This is a genomic window from Allobranchiibius sp. GilTou73, assembly GCF_021391335.1.
Taxonomy (GTDB): domain Bacteria; phylum Actinomycetota; class Actinomycetes; order Actinomycetales; family Dermatophilaceae; genus Allobranchiibius; species Allobranchiibius huperziae.
Genome location: NZ_CP090051.1, coordinates 1,544,344 through 1,565,508, shown reverse-complemented (window position 1 = coordinate 1,565,508; position 21,165 = coordinate 1,544,344). Strand labels below are relative to the sequence as shown.

The following is a 21,165-nucleotide window of genomic DNA, read 5'->3' as shown; positions in this document are numbered from 1 at the left end:
GCTGAGTGTCCGTCGCACAGCGCAGCCCGGTGACCAGCCACACACCCGACGAAACCCTGCGCCAGACGATCCAGCGGCTCTCCGGTGCGCAGAAGACCTCCAAGGGTGCGCCGGCCTACTCCCGGTTCATCAACCGCAAGGCGGGCCGCCTGATCGCCGCGGTCGCCTACCACTGCCACCTCACGCCCAATGCCGTCACGCTGATCAGCGCGGGGTGGTCGCTGGCGGGTATCGCATTGCTCGTGTTCGGTTCACCGACAACGGCTCTCGGCATCGTCGTGACCCTGTGCCTGGCCATCGGGTACGCGTTCGACTCCGCCGACGGCCAGCTGGCCCGGCTCCGCGGCGGCGGCTCGCCCGCCGGCGAATGGCTGGACCACGTGGTCGACAGCGGGAAGATCTGCGCGCTGCACCTCGCGGTACTCGTGTCCTTCTATCGCGCCGGCGACTCTGCCCGCGAGCTGCTCGTCCCGTTGGTGTGGACCTGGGTCGCCAGCGTGCTGTTCTTCGTGATCATCCTCAACGACCAGCTGCATCGAGTGCGGGGCACCGCGCCGGCGAAGGATGCTGCGGCACCCGTCCTGCGCAGTCTGCTCGTCGCACCCACCGACTACGGCGTGCTGCTGCTGACCTTCGTCCTCATCGGGCAGCACCAGCTGTTCCTCTGGGTGTACGGACTCCTGCTGGTTGCCAACATCGCGTATCTGGCAGCCGGCCTGGCCAAGTGGTTCCGCGCGTTGTCGCACCCCCCGACCACCGGCGTCACCGCATGACCCCGACCCTGCTCATCGCGAACCCGTCCGCGGATGTCTACGGCTCGGACCTGCAGATGCTCCAGACCGTCTCGGCGATGCGCGGCCGAGGCTGGCGAGTGGTCGTGGCCATCCCCGGCGACGGACCGTTGGTGCCCCTCCTCACCGCGCGCGGTGCGGAGGTCGAGTTCCTTTCCTTCCCCGTGGTGCGCCGATCGAACATGTCCGCCGCCGGGATACTTGCTCTGGGCGTCGACGCCGCGCGGTCGCTGCCGGGCATGCGGCGCCTCTTGAAGTCCGTTGCTCCCGACGCCGTCTACGTGAACACAGTCACCATCCCCTGGTGGATCACCGCGGCGCGATCCGGCCGAATCGGTGTGGTCTGCCACGTGCACGAAGCGGAGGCGGAGGATCGCCGAGCGATCAGAGTCGCACTAAACACACCATTGCTCGCTGCCAATTCGCTCATCGCCATCAGTCCGTCGGTGGTGGATGCGACCGTTCGCGACGTGCCGGCGCTGAAGCGACGGACACACCTGATCTACAACGGTGTCCCCCAGCCATCCGCCGAGCCCACCGCCGCACCGGAACCACGGCCGTTCCGGCTGGTCGTCATCGGGCGCCTGTCGCCGCGCAAGGCGCCTCACATCGCACTGGAGGCTGTGGCTCAATTGCGTCGCGCCGGACGCGACGTCCGCCTGGAAGTCTGCGGGACGCCGTTCGCCGGGTACGAGTGGTACGAGGAGGAGCTCCGCGCCCGCGCCGAGGACGACGACCTCGCAGGCTCGGTGACCTTCTCCGGATACGTCTCACCCGTCTGGCCGGCACTCGCCCGATCGCACGCCGTCCTCGCGCCGTCCCTGCGCGAACCCTTCGGAAACGCCGTGGTCGAAGCGCAATTCGCGTGCCGGCCGGTCATCGCCGCCGCCGCGATGGGACACCTCGAAACTATTCACCACGAGGCGACGGGCCTGTTGGTCCCCCCAGGGCAGGCCGATGCGATGGCTGCCTCAGCGGCTCGCCTGATGGATGACCCGGGTTTGGCGACGTCCCTGGCCGAGAGGGCGAGGGTCCGCGCTCTCGACCGGTTCACGGTCGACCGCTACGGCACCGAGGTTGCCGACCTCATCGGGGGCCTGTGCCGTGATCGCCGCCGAGCGCACAGGCACGTTGCGTCCACCCGACCACGAGAGGTCGTGCGTGGCGCATGAGTCACACGACAGCAGCCGGAGCGGTATCGCCGCCGACGGTCCGAATTCTGGGGACGCATGGAATCCCCGCCGCGTACGGCGGATTCGAGACCGCGGCCGAGAACGTAGCGCTCTACCTCCACGCCCACGGGTGGCGGGTGGTCGTCTACTGCCAGGAGCAGGGTGTCGGCCCGATGCGGGAGGACGTCTGGCGCGGCATCGAACGCGTCATCGTGCCGGTCGACCGCGACGGATGGCTCGGCACCTCGACCTTCGACTGGATCACCGTGAGGCACGCGGCACGCCATCGTGACGTGTGTCTGACGTTCGGGTACAACACCGCGATCTTCAACGTGCTGCAACGGATTCGTGGCATCCCCAACGTCATCAACATGGACGGCATCGAGTGGTCCCGCGCCCGGTGGGGGAAGTTGCGCCAGGCGATTCTCTACACGAACGAGCGCATCGCGTGCGCCGTGGGCGATCACCTCATCGCCGACCACCCCTGCATCAACGATTACCTCGAGCGCAAGGCACCGGCACGCAAGATCTCGACAATCACCTACGGCGCCCACCGCGTCAGCGAGGCATCGACCGAGCCCGTGCTCGACATGGGGCTGACGCCCGGCAACTACCTCACGTTGATCTGCCGCCCGATCCCGGAGAACTCGATCCTCGAGCTGGTGCAGGCGTTCTCGGCGAAGTCCCGCGGACATCAGTTGGCGATCTTCGGCAACTACACACCCGACACCGATCCCTACCACCGAGCCGTGATGGACGCGGCGAGCGACGAGGTGCGCTTCGTCGGTGCGATCTACGAGCCGGCGCAGGTCGCGGCGCTTCGCCTGCACAGCGCGATCTACCTGCACGGCCACACGGTCGGTGGCACGAACCCGTCGTTGGTCGAGGCCATGGCGGTGGGCAATCCCGTTGTGGCGCACGACAATCCGTACAACCGTTGGGTAGCAGGCGACGGTGCGCTCTACTTCGACGACGTCGAGTCGGCGAGCAGCTGCATCACCGAGCTGCTCGACTCAGCCGACCTGCGCGAGTCGCTGTCGGCGGCGAGCCGAGCGCGACACGCCCGTGAATTCACCTGGGAGCACGTCGCCGGCCAGTACGAGGCCGTCCTGCGGCAGTTCGCGACGTCCCATGACAGATCCGCCAGGACGAGAGCAGGAGTAGGAACATGAAGATCGGTGTCGTCGGACTCGGCAAGATGGGGTTGTCCCACCTGTCGATGATCAATGCGCATCCGGATGTCGAGGTCGCAGGCATCGTCGACTCGGCCGGTTACCTCCTGGACGTCCTCGGGAAGTACACCGGCATGCAGAGATTCAGCGACTACGAGACCATGCTGGACACGGTCGAGTTGGACGCGGTCCTCATCGCCACCCCGACCCGCATGCACGAGCCGATGGTCCGCGCCGCGCTCGAACGAGACCTGCACGTGTTCTGCGAGAAGCCGCTCTGCCTGACATCGGCCGAATCCATCGCCCTCGGCGAACTCGCCGACGAACGTGGGCTGGTGACCCAGGTCGGCTACCACAACAAGTTCGTCGGAGCGTTCCAGGAAGTACGAAATCTCCTCGACGCCAAAGCGATCGGACAGGTCACCCACGTACTGGCGGAGGCGTACGGGCCCGTCGTCCTCAGGGCGAAGGGGTCGACCTGGCGCAGCCGTAAGTCCGAGGGCGGCGGCTGCCTCTACGACTACGCGGCGCACCCGATCGATCTGCTGACGTGGTATCTCGGCGCACCGGTCGGCGTCGGCGGCTCCCAGCTGCGGCGCGTCTTCTCCGACCACACGGAGGACGAGGTGCTCGCGACCATGTACTTCGAGGAGGGAGTGAGCAGCCAGATCAGCGTCAACTGGTCGGACGAGTCCTGTCGCAAGATGACCACGAAGGTGACGATCTGGGGTACGGCCGGCCGCATCCAGGCCGACCGTCAGGAATGCCAGGTCTACCTGCGCGACACCGTCGAGCCCCCGCCCGGCTATCAACACGGCTGGAACACCAAGTACACCACCGAGTTGACCGACCCGACGTGGTTCTATCTGCGCGGGGAGGAGTACAGCGCGCAACTGGACTACTTCGTGCAGCGCGCCCGGGCAGGCAAGGTCGAAGGCGTCAACACGTTCCAGAGCGCCGCGGTCACCGACCGTGCCCTCGAGCTGATCTCGCAGGACGCCGCCGTCGGGACCTCCCTGCGCGAGTTGCGCCCTGCGCAACCGACTCCAGCAACGACCACCGATCGCATGAAGCGACGCATCTTCCGGAAGCAGCCATGACGACACAGATCGCCCCTTCGCCCGCCCACCGGACCGACCGGATGCCGCGACTGCTCTTCGGGGACAACCAGTTCTTCGGCGTGAACCACATGTCGGAGGAGAAGGCGCGCCAGCAGGCGATGCGCTTCCAGAACCTCGATTCCATCGTCCGGGTCCTCGACGCGGCATGTGACGAAGGCATCGACACCTTCATGTGCACCACGCACGACCGGATCGGCGAGATCTGCGCTCACGTGCGCGCAAACCCCGAGCGCTACGCGGACTTCACCTTCTACCCGTGCATGCCCTACGCGCACAAGTACGCCGATGCCGTCACCGAGGACGGCATGCTCGGGGCCATCCGCCGGTTCCTGCCCGAGGAGGGTCTGTTCAACGCCGCGTTCCGGGGTGGCCGCGCACTCGCGACCAAGGATGTCGAGGGCATCATCACGCTGCTCGTCGACGCCGAGATGGCAGCCTTCCGCGGTGTTCGCACCCCGGTGATCTGGCTGCAGAACGTCGTCGTCGATCTGCTCCTCGGACTCGACTTCAAGGACGCCTTCTCGATCTTCGATGAGCACGTACGCACCCGGTACGGCGCCGAACCCGGCTATATCACGATGAACCTGCCGCGCGCGCTGGACATGTTCGACGACATCGGCCTGGTCAACCCCATCGTCTGCTCGAACATCAACAAGCTCGGATTCCGCATGTCGGGCGGGATCGAGGAGTACCAGGCCGCACTGCGCGACCGGCAGTTCCGTGCGGTCGCGATGTCGGTCTTCGCGTCCGGCGCGATCCCGCCGCGTGAGGCCCTGGAGTGGGTGTGCAGCCAGCCGCAGATCGAGTCCATCGTCTTCGGAGCATCGAGTCGGGCGAACATCGCTCAGACCGCCGAACTCGTTGCGGAGTTCTGCTGACCATGGCTGCGGGCACTGCAGTCGCTTCGTCCCGGGCGCGGGGCCGCGGGCTGCTGCATCCTGAGCCGCTCAAGAGGCCGGCGTTCGACGTGAAGGCGGCGACCGTCCTGCGCGCCACACGGACTGCCTACCGCGAGCATCTGGCGCATGAGCGGATGGATCCGGAGGCGCTGCAAACGCTGCAGGATCAGCGGGCGATCGCGCAGGCTTCGTTCGCCATGCAGCATTCGCGCTTCTACCGCGACCTCTACCGGTCCGCAGGATTCTCCATCGGGGACCTGCGAGACCCTGCAGCCTTCTGCAAACTGCCCACCATCGGCAAGGAGGACGTCCGCGAGCGCTTCGCCGACTTCCGGACGGATGAGGCCATCAGCGCGAACACGGCGCTGAACGTCACCGGCGGCAGCACGGGAGAACCCCTGCGGATTCTGCGTGATGTGCGGGTGCCGGCGCGGGCCCTGGAGTGGCAGTTGTTCCACTGGTGGGGCTTGGACCCGTCTGTGGATATTGCGATCGTGCAACGCCACACGAAATCCCAGAAGGATCGACTCCGCCACGCGGCGTCCTGGTGGCCGTCCGTACGGTTCCAGCTCGACGCGTTCCGGATGAACGAGGAGACGATCGGACAGTTCCTCGCGCAATGGCAGTCGGTCGAGCCTTCCTTGTTGATCGGCTACGCCGGTGCGATCAGCGAAGTAGCCGCAGAGCTCCTCGCGCGGGACATCCGTGTCCATCAGCCGCGAGCAGTCGCCACGACCGCGGCCCCGCTGACCGACCCCCAGCGAGCCACCATCTCGGAGGCGTTCGACGCACCCGTCTACGACCACTACCGGTCATCGGAGGTGCCCTGGATCGCGGGTGAGTGTGCCGCCCATGAGGGACTGCACGTCTTCGCCGACGTCCGCAAACTCGAGCTTCTCGACGAGACCGGCGTCCCCGTGGCCGCGGGCACCGTGGGTGACACCGTCGTCACCGACCTCAACAACAGGGTGTTCCCGCTCATCCGTTATCGACTCGGTGACCGAACCGCTGCGATCGACGCCCCGTGCGCGTGCGGTGTCACGCTCCCTCGGATCCAGCCCATCAGCGGGCGTCAGACCGACGCGTTGCGTCTGCCCGGTGGGCAGGTCGTGGCGGGTGAGGGCCTCGCGCAGATCTTCAGCCGACACCCTGGCGCGGTCCGACAGTTCCAGATACATCAGATCTCCGACCGCTCCGTGGTGCTGCGATGCGTATCGGCGCACCGGCCCGACTCCGCGCGCGACATCCAGGTGGTCGCGTCGAACCTTCGAGAGCTCCTCGATCACCAGGTGAAGGTCGCCGTCGTGCTCGTCGACCGGATACCTCACGCGGGTGGGAAAGTCAGATGCGTGACCAGCGACGCGCGGTAGCGGAGCTGGTGCGGGACTCGACCGCGACACCGTTGACGGTGCTGCAATCCGGGCCCCGACCGCTCCCGACCACCAATCCCTACAACATTCTGCTCGCCCAGAGTGTCGAAGCACGTGACGCCATCGACTACCGGTACTTCTCATGGAGAGAAGCGCTGCTGGGACGGCATGAGGTCTTCCACGCCCACTGGCCGGAGGCGATGCTGCAGGGCCGCACCCCGCTGAGATCGGTTGCTCGACAGGCCCTGTTCGCACTGCTCCTGGTCAAGTGGAAGGCGCGTCGAACGGCCGTCGTACGCACGGTGCACAACATCGGTCTGCCCCAGGGGATCTCGCGTCGAGAAACCCTGCTGCTGCACGCCTTCGAGCATCAGACCGTGCTCGGCATCTGCCTCAACGAGCACACCCCGGTACCCCACGCACGTGCTCGACATGTCATCCCCCATGGCCACTACCGCCCGTGGTACGACCGTTATCCCCACAGCACGGCACGGACCGGACACTTCGCCTACTTCGGAATGATCCGGCGGTACAAGGGGGTGGACGGTCTCGTGCGGGCATTCCAGGAGACGACCGATCCCGCCCTGAGTCTGACCGTCGCCGGCAAACCGTCGACGCCGGCGCTCGGCGCGGACCTGGAACGACTGGTCAGCACAGATCCTCGGATTAGCTTCGCCCCCGGCTTCCTGGAGAACCCCGACCTCGTCACCGCGATCACAGAAGCGGAGATGGTGGTCCTGCCGCATCCGGAGATGCACAACTCCGGAAGCGCTCTGGCCGCACTGTCACTGGACCGTCCCGTGCTGATCCAGGATAACGCGGTCAACCGCGATCTGCAGTCGGAGGTCGGCGCCGGCTGGGTCCACCTCTACGCCGGCAACCTCACGGGTACGGACCTGGTGGACGCACTCGAGGCGCTGCGCGCGAATCCGCCGAAGGGTCGCCCACGGCTGGAGACCCGTGAGTGGGACCTCTCCGCGGCCCTTCACGAGGACGCCTACCGTCACGCCGCATCCATCGTCAACGCGGGTCCTCGTTCCATGCGCCCGGGCCTGCGATGAGCACGACCGAACAGCACACCGATCTTCGCACCGGCCGAGGACCAGGTCCGGTGCATCGTCCTCTCACTCTCGTGGTCGCGATACTCACCTTCCGCCGCTGTGAGGAGTTGCGCAGACATCTCCCCGAGGTCGCCAGACATGTCGAGTCTCTGACCGCCGCCTCGCCAGGACCGATCTCGGCATCCGTCCTCGTCGTCGACAACGATCCGTCGGGGTCGGCCGGTCCCGTCGTCGAGGAGATGGGCCCGGCCGTGCGCTATGTGTGCGAGCCCGATCCGGGGATCGCAGCTGCCCGCAACCGCGCGGTCGACGAAGCGGCCGGAGCGGATCTCCTGGTGTTCATCGACGACGACGAACGACCGCTTCCAGGGTGGTTGCCCGCGTTGGTCGACACGTGGGCGGTTCATCGCCCGGTGGCTGTTCCGGGACGGGTCCTCCCCCGGTATGCGTCTCCTCCTGAGACGTGGTTGATCGCGGGCGGGTTCTTCGACCGCCCGGTTCGGGCCTCGGGCACGCGTATGCCGACCGCCGCCGCGGGAAACCTCCTGATCGACCTACGGCAGCTGCGCTCCTCAGGTCTTCGCTTCGAGGAGCCCTTCGGCAGAACGGGCGGTGAGGACAGCCTGCTGGGCAGGCGCCTCGTTCAGCAGGGACTGCAGATCATCTGGTGTGCCGAGTCGGCGGTCGAGGACGTCATCCCAGCTGAACGTCTCACGAGGTCGTGGGTACTTCGCCGAGCGTGGTCACAGGGCAATCTGCAGAGCTTGATCGACGTGCGTCTCGCGGCGGGTCGGTGGCGACGGGCGTACGTGACCGCCTACCGGCTCGCGGCAGGGTGCGCCCTCATCGGCAGGGGGATGCCGCGAGTAGTCATCGGCTACGCGTGTCGGAGGAAGCGTCTTCAGGCGCAAGGGGCGGGCGCGTCGTTCCGCGGGATGGGCATGATCGCCGGAGCCTGCGGACGTCGGTTCGAGCAGTACGCACCATCTGACGCACCCACCTGACGACCCCAGGCTTGCAGCCAAGTAGCACGCGTCATGGTTGTTCGCGACGTGCGCGCGCCACCACCGGAGCGCTGCCCAGGAGCAGCGTCAGCGTCGGCGCTGCTGTCCACAGGGGCGTGCCCAGCAGATCCCAGACAGTGACGCACGAGAGGAACAGCACCAGCGCATTGACCCGGCTCCCGGAGATGGCCGCCGTCAGGAATCGGAGAGCGACGACCGCGATGATTCCTGCGAGGACCAAACCGAGGATCCCGTAAGGCGCCCACAGATCAGCCGTGATGCTGTGCAGTTCGAACTGACCCGAATAGAACATGTACTTGTCGAGGCCGCCGAGCCGCGGGTCCGCACCGATGGCTTGCATGGCGTTCTCGGCGATCGAGATGTCGTGCATGTTGGGCTGGACGCCCATTCCGTAGCCGAGCGGATGCTCCATCAACAGGCTCTTGAACCCCACCAGCTCGGGACGGCCGCCCAGGAGCAGCGATCCTGAACGGTTGAGTTGCAGGACGGTGCGCTGCTCGGTCTCGGCTCCCAGATATCCCCGGAGGATCAGAGTCTGGCCGAGAGTCAGGATCGCTGCCAGAACGACGACGAGCAGACCGGCCTTCGCGAATGACGCGCGAAGGTCGTCCCCCCACGTGTATCGACCCGCGCACAACAGGAGGGCGCCGGTCACGATGTACGTCGCGAAGAGTGACCTGGAGTCGGTGCCCGCAGCGACCGCCATCAAACCACCGAGCGCTGCGAGTTGGGGCCACTTCATGCGCGTGGCCACGGCGATGCTGAGCACCACGATCGTCACGGGGGTCGCGTAGCCGAACTTCCACGATCCCGTCGAGTAGACGAAGGTCATCCTCGGCACGCTCATCAGACTGCCCAGACCGAAGCACAGCCCCACCAACCACAACGGCAGGATCGTCCGGGCCCAGAGGACGGTGCACACCCCGAGGAGAATCCCCCCCAGAAGGGCAGCCGCAGCGATCTGTGCGCGGCCCACCACGACATGGTCGACCGCGGTCGATCGGCTGAGGAACAACCCAGCGACCATGGCGGCCATTCCGCACGCGAGCGCCCATTTGGCTCCCCAGTACCGGCCGAGCGTGGGGAGCGACAGCGGAAGCAGGAGGAATGCGAGCACGTCCCCACTGGTGACCCCGTAGTGCACCGTCAGCCGCAGTCCCAGCAGGAAGAGGCAGAGCACCGCAAGGACCTGCTCGACGAGGACGGTCCTGTTGACGATCTCGGTGTCACGTTCGCGACCGGCGCTCGAGCCCGCCCCGCCCTGTGTCGACCCCGCCGGGGCGTCCGTCTCCCCTCGCGGCTCGTCCACGCGGCCCCGGGGGAATGCTGTGCTGTGCGACACGTCGGACCGACCTCAGACGCCGTTGTAGATCGGCGAACACTCCACGCAGCTGACGTCCGTGCTGCTGACGAGGAGAGGCTCTCGGTCGTGGCGCGCGGTCACCTGCTCGAAGGCTCGGGCGATCGGCTCCACACTCCGCGCGATCCGCTCGAGCACCTTCCTGCACTCACGGCGCGACATGCGCGCTGGGTCCTGGATGTCGTCGTCCCTCCCGGGAGCCCGGACCGCGCCTCGTGCGCGGGAGGCGTCCTCACGCAACTGCCGAAGAGCGTCGGACGGTGTTGCTCCGCAGCTGTTCGAGCGGCACGAGCTGCGGTACGTCAGCGCGTCATCCAAGAGACGTGCGAACTCCGGCACCGTGAAGACCTTTCGCACGACCGAGGGACACATGGAGACGACTTCCGAGCGGTGCACGCGCGTCATCACGAGAATGAGGTCGGCCTCCAGCAACATCGCGGCGGTCAGCCTGGTCGAGCGGAAGGTTGCTGCGCCGTCTGACAGATCCGCGGGAAGCTTCTGTTGCATGGCCGCGACCATCTCGGAACCCTTCAGCGCACGGGTGCCTGCACTGACGACCGAGATCGCGAGCGCATCCTGCAACGACGACCTCAGCAGGAGCGCTGTGGCGGGAGACCTGCAGATGTTCGCGGTGCACACCACCAGGACCTTGAAGCAGTCGCTCGCCACGTCATCTCACCCCCTGCGGACACTTGCCTGCACGGTCGCGCCGGTACGGACGCTCGGCTTCCCGACGAGCTCGACAGGAAGCTCGGGCGAGTCCAGTTCAGGAGCATCCGCCTGAGGTACCGCTGTGGTGTGCCGGCCCGATTCCGCGCCGCCGTACGTGCGGTCACGACCTGACCGGAAGCGCTTCCTCGCCAGGACCACCCCGAGCAGTTTGGCGCCCCCCTGCTCCAGCGCACGGACACTCTCGGCCAGTCGCGACTGCGAGACGGATCCCGCACCCGCGACGAGCACCGCCCCGGAGGTGAGGTGGGCGATCAGAGCAGCGTCGGTCACGGGACCGAGCGGCGGACAGTCCAGGATCACGATGTCGTAGTCGTCGGCCAGACATTGCACGAGCACCGCCATCTGCGACGAGCTCAACAGCTGCCCGGGGTTCGGGGGCACGGCGCCGGAGGGCAGCACGAACAGCTTGTTGTCGGCGCCCGACGGCTGTACGACGTCCTCGAAGGCGGACAGCCCGGACAGGATGGACGAGAGGCCGGCACTCCCTTCGATGCCGAGTCGTTGCGCCACCGCCGGTTTGCGCAGGTCGGCGTCGATCAGGAGGACTCGGTCGCCGGCCTCGGCGCACGCGAAAGCGAGGTTGAGCGCCGTCGTCGTCTTCCCCTCCGATTCCTCGCTCGAGGTGATGACCACGGAACTGCGCCCGCTCCCGACCTGCATGAACCTCAGGTTCGTCCTCAGCTTGCGGTAGGACTCCGCGCGCCCACTCAACGGAACGTCGCGCACCGGCAGCTGAGCTCCGCCGGACCACCGAGACCGCCGTGGCATCGTCACCTCGCCGAGCACCGGCTTGTCGACGACATCGCTGAGATCGGCGGCGCACCGCACCTTGTCGTCGAGCTTGTCCCGCAGCACCCCGATCGCGAAGGCGAGGATCAGGCCACCGAGGAAGCCGGCCGCGACGTTCCGTTTCGTCGCCGGCACAGCCGGTTTCGTGGGGACCCGCGCCGCACCGACCGCGTAGACGTCCACTGTCGGGCGCCCGCGAGAGTCCTTGGGCGACAGGCTCTTCGCGGTCACACCCAGGACGTCGGTGACCTTGTTCGCGATCGCTGCCGCGTGCTGTGGAGACCGGTCGGACGCACTGATGTGGATGATCACCGTGCCTGCGGCGACACTCGTGGACACTTCACGAGCGAGCTGTGCTTCGGTCGCGGGGAACGGGAGCATCGTCGCGACCTCCCCCAGTACCCGGGGGCTTGTCGCGAGCATCGCGTACGACTCCATCTGGGCCTGCGTGTAGGACGACCCCTGCGACAGATCGACCGCGCTGTTCCCGTACGACAGCGAGAAGTACACGCTGGCGCTGGAACGGTACATAGGTGTCGTCGTCACCGACCACAGCAGCGCGGCGATCACACACGTGGCGAGCAGGCCCAGCATGATGCGCCAACGCCGTCGAACGATCTGGGCATAGGTGTGAATCGTCATCGCGAACAGTCCCCTTCGACATTCATTGCGCTAACTTCCCCTTCCGGCGAACAACCGACTGAACGGTGTGAACGATGTCCTCGACGTCGCGGCGCACGGCCGGCGCGAGCGCCGCCGCGCCCGCGATGGCGGCCACGCACGCGCAGGCGCTCAACAAGATCTGTGTGAGGGGCGCCAACGGCACCACCGAGCAGGTGACGAAGCCGGCTGCGCCGCACAGGACAGCCATGGCGGTCACGCGCGTTGCATCACGGACCATCGCGCGGACCGGACACTGCGTCTTGCGTGCGGCGAACCAGAGCGAGAACGGCCACTTGATGGCGGCGGAGACGGCGTACCCGGTCGCGACGCCCACCACGCCCCACCTGCTGCCGATCACCAGGCACGCGATGCGGATTCCCGTTTCGACGTACGAGAGCTTGACGAGCTGGCCGGTGATCTCCCGCGACAGGTAGATCCAGAAGCAGGCGAAGGAGAACGTCTGGACAGCGCCCGCGACGGCGAGCATCCGGAAGATCGGGACGACCCCGCTCCATCGGTCTCCGAGGACCAGGACGATGACCGGCCTTGCCGCTCCGGCCAGGAACGCGATGGGAAGGACGAGCAGGTAGCCGAGGGCCAGCTGGCCGCGAAGCACATATCGGTCGTGCCGAACCGAATCGTCCCGCAGCCGCGACAGCACCGGGAGCGCAACGCTGGTGGTCGGTGAACGCACCTGGCCGAGAGGTGCCATCAGGAGCTGGAATCCCCGGTTGTACAGACCGAGCGGTCTCGCCCCGAACCGCGTCCCGATGATGAAGGAGTCGGCGTTGCTGCCTACGTACTGGATGAGCTGGGCGCTGACGTAATGCCACCCGAAACGCAGCAGATGCCTCATCGGTTCGTGACGCGACGGTTTGCCGGGGATCCACCGCGAGACGCCGACGACGATCATGAGTCCGATCACCGCCTGCCCCAACTGTTGGGCGACCAGGGCCCAGTAGCCGGCCCCCCACACCGCGAGCAGCACAGCGAGGGCGGCCGCCAGCATTACCGAGACGACGTCGGTCGCGGCCAGGACGCCGAATCGCATGTTCCGATTCAGGTCAGCGCGGTACTGGGTCGCCAGACCGTCGAACAGGAAGACGAACGACAGCACCATGGCGATCCGCCGCAGTTCGGGCTGCCCGTAGATCAGTGCGATCAACGGCGCCCCGGCGATGATGACAACGGTGAGTGACGCGCCCAGCCCGGTATTGATCCAGAACAGATTGCTGCGTTGCCCGGCCGACAGAGTCCGCGCCTGGACCGCCGCGTAGGACAGACCGAAATCGCGGAAGATCTCGGCCACCCCCACGATGGCGACCACCATGGCGAGCAGACCGTAGTCGCGGGGACTCAGGATCCGGGCCAGCGCGACGACCCCGGCCATCTGGATCAGGATGCGCACGACCTGGCCGCCCACAGTGACGATGGCGCCTCGTGCCGCGCGTTCGCCCAGCCCCTGGGAGGGGATCCTCGTCTCGTAACCACCTCCCTCCTCCTCGTCCACCTCAGGAGGAGGGAGCTCACTGACCCCGGTCACTGGCGACTGCCTGCGATCCCGTCTCGGTGATGCATCCCACGTCGGTTCATGAATCGTTCCACTTCGAGATCGCGTGGAGCTTCTTCGCATTCTCCTTCGTCACGGTCTGCATCCACTGCAGTTTCACGCCCTTGGCCATCGCCTTCATGGCCTGCTGGTTGATCGTGGTCGCGTCGTAGACCCGCAGACCGTCGAACGAGACGGTGACCGGGACGGTGGTCGCGTTACCGGAAAGGTAGGCGGCAAGCCCCGGACTGCCGGCTGTCTGCAACCCTGCCGTGGAATCCGTCGCCTGCACCTGCCACGTGCTCGGTTCCGGAGTGCCGTCGGCCCAGACCTTCGCCCGCAGTGTGGTGGGGGTGGTGCCCGTTGCGTCGAAGCGCACATCGAAGGTCTTGCCAGGTGAAGCCGTCAGACCGGAGATCGCCTGAAGCGGCACCGTCGCGACCTCGGTGGTGCCGGACATCCGACTGATCGCGAGGAACACCTGGCCGTCGTTCCTGATCCACACCTTCGCCCGGTAGTCGCCCACACCGGCCACACGACGGCCGAGAACGTATACGTACAGGCTTCCCGTGCTCTGCATGGTGTCGGAGGAGAACTGCACGCGTACATCCGACTGAGTCGTCGAGACCGCATTGGCGTACGCGCTCGGACCGGTCCCGGCCTGGGTGATCTTCATCCGCCCGACCCCGCCGCCGACCGACAGCCCCGAGCCGCTGGAGCTCCACGCCCCGCCGCTGTCCAGAGAACCCCACCCGCTGGCTACCGTGCGACCGAAGTCGTCCGCCGCGAGGGTGGTGGGTGCCGCCTGGGCGACGGTCACGGCATGGGACACGGAGTTGGTCGCGCCCTGGTTGTCGGTCACCGTCAGCGTCACGGTGTAGGTGCCCGCGGACGTGTACGCGTGCGTCGGGTTCACGCCCGTACCGGCGGTGCTGTTGTCACCGAAGTTCCACGAGTACGACGCCACCGTGCCATCCGGATCGGTAGACCCCGACCCGTCAAAGGACCCCGTCAGGTTGTTCACCGACGAGGTGAACGCCGCCACCGGAGGCTGATTCACCGGCGCGGTGACCGTGATGCTGTGCGTCACCGAGTTGGTCGCGCCCTGGTTGTCGGTCACCGTCAGCGTCACGGTGTACGTCCCGGCGGACGTGTACGCGTGCGTGGGGTTCACGCCCGTACCGGCGGTGCTGTTGTCACCGAAGTTCCACGAGTACGACGCCACCGTGCCATCCGGATCGGTAGACCCCGACCCGTCAAAGGACCCTGTCAGGTTGTTCACCGACGAGGTGAACGCCGCCACCGGAGGCTGATTCACCGGCGCGGTGACCGTGATGCTGTGCGTCACCGAGTTGGTCGCGCCCTGGTTGTCGGTCACCGTCAGCGTCACGGTGTAGGTGCCCGCGGACGTGTACGCGTGCGTGGGGTTCACGCCCGTACCGGCGGTGCTGTTGTCACCGAAGTTCCACGAGTACGACGCCACCGTCCCATCCGGATCACTCGAACCCGACCCGTCGAACGACGCGTTCAGGTTGTTCACCGAAGACGTGAACGCAGCCACCGGAGGCTGATTCACCGGCGGAGCGGTCACCGTGACGGTGTGCGACACGGAGTTGGTCGCACCCTGGTTGTCCGTCACCGTCAGCGTCACGGTGTAGGTACCCGCGGACAGGTACGCGTGCGTGGGGTTCACGCCCGTACCGGCGGTGCTGTTGTCACCGAAGTTCCACGAGTACGACGCCACCGTCCCATCCGGATCACTCGAACCCGACCCGTCGAACGACGCGTTCAGGTTGTTCACCGAAGACGTGAACGCAGCCACCGGAGGCTGATTCGGGACGACACCGCCGCCGGCGACATAGTGCGCCTGCACGGTGCTGGCGCTCAGCTCGCTGGAGTAGACCGCCACCTCGTCGATGGTGCCGGCGAAGTAGTTGTTGCCCGCCCACGAGCTGTCACCACCCACACGCCAGTACCCCGTGTAGGGCTGCGCCTGGGTCTGCGGGCCGCTGGCCACGTCCTGGCCGTCGACGTACAGGTTCATGCCGTCCGGGCCCTGGGTGGCGACCATGTGGTGCCATGCGCCGTCGTTGTAGGAGTTCGGCGAAGTGATGATGCTGGCCGACCCGGGGTACACGCCGAAGTTCAACCGGCCATCGGGGGTCATGTAGACGTGGCGGTCGTAGTTCCCGCTGTTCCCGCTCTGCTGGTCGCCGAATCCGATGAGCTTGCCGCCGGCCGTGGTCGTGGTGTTGAACCACAGCTCCTCGGAGTAGACCGTCGGGTTGCTGACCGGGTCGCTGGAGCCGATCGTGCCGTCCGTGCCGTTAAAGGTCGCAGCGGTGCCCTGAGAGCCGAGCGCGCCCGGCTGACCCAGCGTGACGCCGCCAGAGTAGACACCGGTCTCCCCATTGGCGCTCGCGTCGGCGGCGGTCGATCCCGCCGTGTCGTCCAGCCGCCAGTAGAGAGCGGGATTGGAGTTGTAGACGGCCTTGCCGTACGCATCGGTCGGGATCGTCGGGGTCGGCAGACTTCCGCCACCGTCGGTGTAGTGCGTCTGCACCTGCGCCAGGCTGAGCGCGGCAGGGTAGATCGCCACGTCGCCGATGGTGCCCGCGAAGTAGTTGCTGCTCGGCTGGTTGGTCCACCCGCTGAGGTTGTCGCCACCGATCTTCCAGTAGCCGGAGTAGCTCTGCGCGGAGGTGACGCCGGCGTTGGCAGCTACCTTCTTGCCGTCAACGTAGAGGGCGATGCCCGCGGTCGGGTCCATGGAGGCGACGATGTAGTGCCAGGCTCCGTCGTTGTAGGTGTTCTTGCTCTGGATCGTCTGGACGGACCCGGGGTAGACGCCCCAGATGATGTGTCCGGCGTTGTCCATGTAGACGTGCCGGTCATAGCTGCCGCTGGTCCCGGTGTTCGAGTCGCCGTACCCGACGATCTTGCCGCCGCTGGTCGTGGTGGTCTTGATCCACGCCTCCACGCTCAGCGCCGGAGTCGTCGCGACCGTGGAGTTGGTCGCTGCGAACCCGTTGGAGCTTCCGCCGAAGGTCGAGGCCGTCGTGGAGTCACCGCTGATGGGACCTGCCGCCCCGCGAGTGACATCCGACTGAGCGGTCGCGTCGTTGAACCCCGCACTGTCGTAGATCGTGCTGCCGCTCGGCTCCCCCAGCGTCCAGAAGTCGCTCGCCCCGTCCTTCGCGACGTCCTGTGCGTACGGGCTGGGAGAACCACTACTGGCCGTGACCGAATTGGTCGTCGGCAAGGTGTAGGTGTTACCGAGCGAATCCGAGGCGGTGATCTTGTAGGTGTACGCCTTCCCGCCGACGAGACCGGTATCGCGATATCCCATCTGCGGGCAGTTCCAGTACTGGTTGCTCTGGGTCGTCGTGTAGATCGGCGCCGCCGTGCCCGACCGATACACGTTGTAGGTCAGATTCGCGTTGTCCGGGTCGGTCGCCGCCTGCCAGGAGACCCGTGCGGATCCGCCGGCCATCGCGAGCGCAGAAGGAGTCGGCGCGGCGTAACAGGCTGTCGGCCCCATCTTGTTGGGGGCCTTGCTCCGCACAGCGAATCGCACGAGCCCGTACTGAGCCTTGCCGTTGACGGAGGGGAACTCACCGCCGATGGACAGATAGTTGCCGTTACCGGTGATCGACCAGCCAGACTGCTTCTGCGCCGTGTAGGAACCGAAGAGGAAGTTCGGGTACCACGTGAGGATCTTGGCGTACTGGTAGGCGCTGTAGTTCCACCCGTACTGATCGGGTCCCTGGTCGTAGTTGCCCGACGACGTCGTCGAGAACGCCAGGGCGTGCTTCTGGTTGATGCTCCAGTCGCTGAGCTGGGTCAGCCCACCGATCATCTCGCAGTTGTGCACGTGACTGACGGTGTAGAGCGCCCCGTTCATGGGAAAGGTGTTGTAGGTGTCGCCCTGGCAGTCGTTCAGCCAGTTGATCGATCCGTCTGCAGGGTTCAGCGAGAACTCGCCCTCGAAGGATGCGCCGGACCCGAACGCGTAGCCCGAACCGTAGATGTTGGTGCCATCCGTGCTGAGACCCATGATCGCGCCGTGCACCGCGTCAGGGATCTTCGTCGACGCAGCCCATGGAACCAAGCTCCCGGTGACCGGATCGACAGCCGCCAAGCCGTCGACCTCCTGACCGTTCAGCGTCACGAACTGGCCGCCGATGACGACCTTGGACTGATCCGGGGTCATGATCATCGTCCACGGAACGTAGTTGTCCGTCACCGGCGCCCAAGGCAGTCGGGCGCCGTTCGTGATGCTCATGGCGGCCAGGTGATGGCGGTAGACGCCGTCGTCATAATCGAACGCGCCACCGGCGTACACCGCGCTGGATGAGACGGTAATGGCCTTGACCTCACCGCTCAGATTGGGGCTGAAGCTGGGGACGAGCGCACCGCTCGCGACGTCGAACGCAGCGATGTGACCCCGGGGTTGGCCGTCGACCGTCGTGAAGTCGCCGCCCACGTAGATGCGTGAGTTGTCGGGGGACTTGGTGATAACCAGTGCCTGCGCGTTGAGGGTGTGGTTAAACGACGTGATGAGGTTTCCGGTGGTGATGTCGTACGCGATCAGGTTGCCCACATTGACCGATCCGGGTCCCCCCACCGCGACGCCCGGCGGACGCGCCTGGGAGAACTCGCCCGCGACGTACACGGTGTTGCCGATGGTGACCTGACTCCACACGACGCCGTTGATCTGCCAGGTCGGCAGGGCGTCGTCGCTCACGGTCGCGGGGGTGCCCGCCGGCGGGTCCGTGTCGGCTCGCGCCGAGGTCGCGCTCGAGACGATCACCATCCCGAAGGTGAGCAGCACCATCGCGGTCGCCATCGCGATCAGGCGAGTCAACCGCTGCGACAGGGTGGTTCGTAGTGCGGTCATCGTCGCTCCTGAACACTGTGATGCGGGGTGAGGGGTCGTCACCGGGTGGGCCGAGTGGGTGGGTGTGACGGCCGGACGGGGGGTCTGCTCAGTCACGTCACTTTTCCTCTGAACGTCGCAAGCTGGTGGAGCCCGTCGAGATCGACGGTCATGGTGACCTGGCTCAGATCCGCTGCCGGCACCGAGAACCCGTACACGGCGTTCCCGGACTTGCCCGGTTGAACGGTGCTGGCGAAATCGACCGAGCTCTGGTCGTAGACGAGGTGGGCGAGGCGGGCCGGTGAGCCGTAACTGACGGTCACGACCACGGCGTCGAACGACAACGGCTTCTTGGTGCCGTTGGTCAACGTCACGTAGAAGTCGGTGACCGGCCGGCCGGGAAACACGCCCGGCCCCTGTCCGGTCACCTTGCTCTGGGTCATCCGGGTGATCCTGAGCCGCAGCCCGTCCGCGTACTCGACGGGCTGGGTGAAGGGCCTGGCTCCACCGATCGCGGAGATGCTCGGCCGCACCTTCCGGCCGCCGCGCTCGACCGGTACGACCGCCGATGATGCGAGCGGGTCGCTCGGGATCGCGGTGCTCGCACCCTTGGGCAGCTTCTGCTGGGTCGAGGCCTGCGACGTGTCGTCCTGCGGGCCGGCTGTCGGGGTCGATGTCAGCCCCGCGACGGCGTTCGGCACACCGGACGCGGTCGACCCCGGCCGGTCGGCCGCGCCGTCGTGCGCGGAGCTCGCGCATCCCGTCACGGCGACACCGAGTGCCACACAGGCGACGGCGATCAAGGATCCTCGACGTCCTCGTCCGGATTGACTCAGCGTTTCTGATGCCATCAGTAGGCTCCCGTTCCACGTATGACGGCACGCACCGTGCGCCAGAGGATCTGCACGTCGAGGAACATCGACCAGTTGTCGACGTACCGGAGGTCGAGTCGAAGCGACTCGTCCCAGGACAGGTCGCTGCGCCCGCTCACCTGCCAGAGTCCCGTCAGCCCCGGCTTGACCCGGAGCCGTCGGACCGCGTCCGCGCCATAGCCGTCGACCTCGGACCGCAGGGGTGGCCGCGGGCCCACGATCGACATGTCGCCGTGCATGACGTTGACCAGCTGTGGCAGCTCATCGAGTGAGAACCGCCGCAGCACCTTGCCGATCGGGGTGACCCGAGGGTCGTGCCGACGCTTGAAGAGCACGCCGTTGCCGTCGTCGCCATCGATGCGCACCATCGCCAGTTGGTGCTCGGCGTCGGGCACCATCGAGCGGAACTTCAGCATGGTGAAGTCCTTTCCATCGATCCCCACCCGCGTCTGCCGGTAGAACACCTGGCCGCCGTCGCGGACCTTGATGAACACGGCGACGAGCAGGAGCAGGGGTGACAGGAGAACGACCAGCAACCCCCCGACCACCCGGTCGAAGAGCGCCTTGCTCGCCGCGTTGAGACCGTGCAGTGCCGGTCGCTCGATGTGCAGCAACGACAGATTCGCCGCCGGCCGGATCGACATGCGCGGTCCGGTCACCTCGACCACCCCGGGAGACACGACCAGCTCGATACCGAGGTCGTCCAGCTCCCAGGACAGGCGTCGCAGCTCGATCCCGTCGAGGTCGGAGGGGCTGGCCACCACGACGACGTTCGCGGCGTACTTGCGCGCGACCTGGACCGTCTCGTGCACCGACCCCTCCCGATGGACGCCGCCGACCGTGTCGACGGTGTCCCCGGTGCAGATCGCGACGGGACGGATGCCGTGCTGGGTCTCCCGGTGCAGATCGGCCACCAGGTTGCGCACGGCATGGTCCTGCCCTGCCACCACGGCACGCTGACACGCGAGTCCCTGCCACCTGGCCCGGTAGAGCTGCCTGCGCAGCGCGAACCGCGCCACGAGCGTCGTGCCCAGGAGTGTCGGGAAGTAGACGAGGACGAAGAAGCGCGACAGGTAGGGACGGTCGACGTAGATCGCGTAGGACACGAACGCCGACAACGCCAGCAGGCGGATCGCAGCGGAGATCAGCGCCCGGTACTCCTCGGCTCCGATCCCGAGATAGCGACGCTCGTAGCCGTGGCACACCGTGACCGTGCCCACCCAGGCGAACGGGCTGAGAACGAGGAGCACCACGTACGGCAGCGGGATGGGATCGCGCAGTGGGACCGCCCCGGAGACCGCCACGGCGGCGACGCCGCACACGATCGCGCAGAGCACATCGACCACGAGCGTCGCCGCGAGATACGGCCTCGACCAGTCCTGGGCGCGCGCACGCTCGATGGGAACGGCAAGCGCGGTGCCTGCGCCCCACGCTCCGGCGACCGCCGGCCCGTCCACTGTGACGGGCGCCGGCGTCGGCGCGGGCATCGGGATCGGGGAGACCTCATCGAGGTCGCTCACGGAAGGGTGCACGACGCCCGAATCTGCGAAATCGGTCACGACCCTCCCATCAGGTGGTCCGAACATGGGTGATGACTAGCTCTTTACGGCTGGTCAAGTTCAGAAGAGCATTCCACCTACGGCCCGATGAGAGCGCAGCTCTGCTATGATCCGCCGCCGCTTGCAAAATATCGCGCATGGAGCGCCCCGG

15 protein-coding genes are annotated in these 21,165 nt (G+C 66.8%); 8 read left to right on the top strand and 7 right to left on the bottom strand.

Annotated elements, in window-relative coordinates; all coding sequences use genetic code 11:
* The first annotated feature begins 5 nt into the window (after window positions 1-5).
* From LVQ62_RS07935 to LVQ62_RS07900, 8 genes are read left to right on the top strand one after another with little or no spacing between them, the layout of a single operon-like run.
* Window positions 6-773 carry a CDP-alcohol phosphatidyltransferase family protein gene (locus LVQ62_RS07935; RefSeq protein WP_233767230.1) on the top strand — a complete coding sequence of 256 codons (768 nt, stop codon included), beginning with the start codon at window positions 6-8 and terminating at the stop codon, window positions 771-773.
* Entirely contained in the window at window positions 770-1,963 is a 1,194-nt protein-coding gene (locus tag LVQ62_RS07930) for a glycosyltransferase family 4 protein (protein ID WP_233767226.1), read from the top strand. Before LVQ62_RS07935 ends, LVQ62_RS07930 begins: the two co-directional genes overlap by 4 nt.
* Complete coding sequence (locus tag LVQ62_RS07925; protein ID WP_179482293.1) at window positions 1,960-3,135, top strand: DUF1972 domain-containing protein; 1,176 nt, start codon at window positions 1,960-1,962, stop codon at window positions 3,133-3,135. The genes LVQ62_RS07930 and LVQ62_RS07925 overlap by 4 nt, the downstream gene beginning before the upstream one ends.
* Complete coding sequence (locus LVQ62_RS07920) at window positions 3,132-4,235, top strand: Gfo/Idh/MocA family protein (RefSeq protein ID WP_233767223.1); 1,104 nt, start codon at window positions 3,132-3,134, stop codon at window positions 4,233-4,235. Before LVQ62_RS07925 ends, LVQ62_RS07920 begins: the two co-directional genes overlap by 4 nt.
* Window positions 4,232-5,134, top strand: coding sequence for a hypothetical protein (locus LVQ62_RS07915; protein WP_218883705.1), 903 nt, complete (start codon window positions 4,232-4,234; stop codon window positions 5,132-5,134). Before LVQ62_RS07920 ends, LVQ62_RS07915 begins: the two co-directional genes overlap by 4 nt.
* A gap of 2 nt (window positions 5,135-5,136) precedes the next feature.
* A complete protein-coding gene (locus tag LVQ62_RS07910) occupies window positions 5,137-6,525 on the top strand; it encodes a phenylacetate--CoA ligase family protein (protein ID WP_233767221.1) in 1,389 nt (462 codons plus the stop codon).
* Window positions 6,501-7,586: a glycosyl transferase gene (locus LVQ62_RS07905; protein WP_179482299.1), complete on the top strand. Its 1,086-nt coding sequence runs from the start codon at window positions 6,501-6,503 to the stop codon at window positions 7,584-7,586. The genes LVQ62_RS07910 and LVQ62_RS07905 overlap by 25 nt, the downstream gene beginning before the upstream one ends.
* Window positions 7,587-7,636: 50 nt before the next feature.
* Window positions 7,637-8,590 carry a glycosyltransferase family 2 protein gene (locus LVQ62_RS07900; protein WP_233767219.1) on the top strand — a complete coding sequence of 318 codons (954 nt, stop codon included), beginning with the start codon at window positions 7,637-7,639 and terminating at the stop codon, window positions 8,588-8,590.
* A 31-nt stretch (window positions 8,591-8,621) separates the two neighbouring features.
* Here LVQ62_RS07900 and LVQ62_RS07895 read toward each other — a convergent pair whose 3' ends face one another.
* The 7 genes from LVQ62_RS07895 to LVQ62_RS07865 all read right to left on the bottom strand — a co-directional run bounded on the left by LVQ62_RS07895 (window position 8,622) and on the right by LVQ62_RS07865 (window position 20,975).
* Window positions 8,622-9,920 (bottom strand): hypothetical protein, encoded by a 1,299-nt coding sequence (locus tag LVQ62_RS07895; protein WP_179482303.1) that lies wholly within the window; start codon window positions 9,918-9,920, stop codon window positions 8,622-8,624.
* Window positions 9,921-9,965: 45 nt separating this feature from the next.
* Entirely contained in the window at window positions 9,966-10,640 is a 675-nt protein-coding gene (locus LVQ62_RS07890) for a hypothetical protein (RefSeq protein WP_233767217.1), read from the bottom strand.
* Between the two features lie 6 nt (window positions 10,641-10,646).
* Window positions 10,647-12,134 (bottom strand): polysaccharide biosynthesis tyrosine autokinase, encoded by a 1,488-nt coding sequence (locus tag LVQ62_RS07885; protein ID WP_233767215.1) that lies wholly within the window; start codon window positions 12,132-12,134, stop codon window positions 10,647-10,649.
* A 22-nt stretch (window positions 12,135-12,156) separates the two neighbouring features.
* The gene (locus tag LVQ62_RS07880; protein ID WP_233767212.1) at window positions 12,157-13,665 is read right to left on the bottom strand and encodes a lipopolysaccharide biosynthesis protein; all 1,509 of its coding nucleotides are present in this window, start codon (window positions 13,663-13,665) and stop codon (window positions 12,157-12,159) included.
* 79 nt (window positions 13,666-13,744) lie between these two features.
* Complete coding sequence (locus LVQ62_RS17620) at window positions 13,745-18,604, bottom strand: PKD domain-containing protein (RefSeq protein WP_304504479.1); 4,860 nt, start codon at window positions 18,602-18,604, stop codon at window positions 13,745-13,747.
* A 92-nt stretch (window positions 18,605-18,696) separates the two neighbouring features.
* Window positions 18,697-19,386, bottom strand: coding sequence for a hypothetical protein (locus tag LVQ62_RS07870; RefSeq protein WP_233767210.1), 690 nt, complete (start codon window positions 19,384-19,386; stop codon window positions 18,697-18,699).
* Window positions 19,387-19,433: 47 nt separating this feature from the next.
* The gene (locus tag LVQ62_RS07865; RefSeq protein ID WP_233767208.1) at window positions 19,434-20,975 is read right to left on the bottom strand and encodes a sugar transferase; all 1,542 of its coding nucleotides are present in this window, start codon (window positions 20,973-20,975) and stop codon (window positions 19,434-19,436) included.
* Window positions 20,976-21,165 lie beyond the last annotated feature (190 nt).

Excerpts from the sequence above, each read along its gene's own strand:
- LVQ62_RS07930 (WP_233767226.1), top strand. The coding sequence starts at position 770 with ATGACCCCGACCCTGCTCATCGCGAACCCGTCCGCGGATGTCTACGGC.
- LVQ62_RS07925 (WP_179482293.1), top strand. The coding sequence starts at position 1,960 with ATGAGTCACACGACAGCAGCCGGAGCGGTATCGCCGCCGACGGTCCGA.
- LVQ62_RS07920 (WP_233767223.1), top strand. The coding sequence starts at position 3,132 with ATGAAGATCGGTGTCGTCGGACTCGGCAAGATGGGGTTGTCCCACCTG.
- LVQ62_RS07915 (WP_218883705.1), top strand. The coding sequence starts at position 4,232 with ATGACGACACAGATCGCCCCTTCGCCCGCCCACCGGACCGACCGGATG.
- LVQ62_RS07910 (WP_233767221.1), top strand. The coding sequence starts at position 5,137 with ATGGCTGCGGGCACTGCAGTCGCTTCGTCCCGGGCGCGGGGCCGCGGG.
- LVQ62_RS07905 (WP_179482299.1), top strand. The coding sequence starts at position 6,501 with ATGCGTGACCAGCGACGCGCGGTAGCGGAGCTGGTGCGGGACTCGACC.
- LVQ62_RS07885 (WP_233767215.1), bottom strand. The coding sequence starts at position 12,134 with ATGACGATTCACACCTATGCCCAGATCGTTCGACGGCGTTGGCGCATC.
- LVQ62_RS17620 (WP_304504479.1), bottom strand. The coding sequence starts at position 18,604 with ATGACCGCACTACGAACCACCCTGTCGCAGCGGTTGACTCGCCTGATC.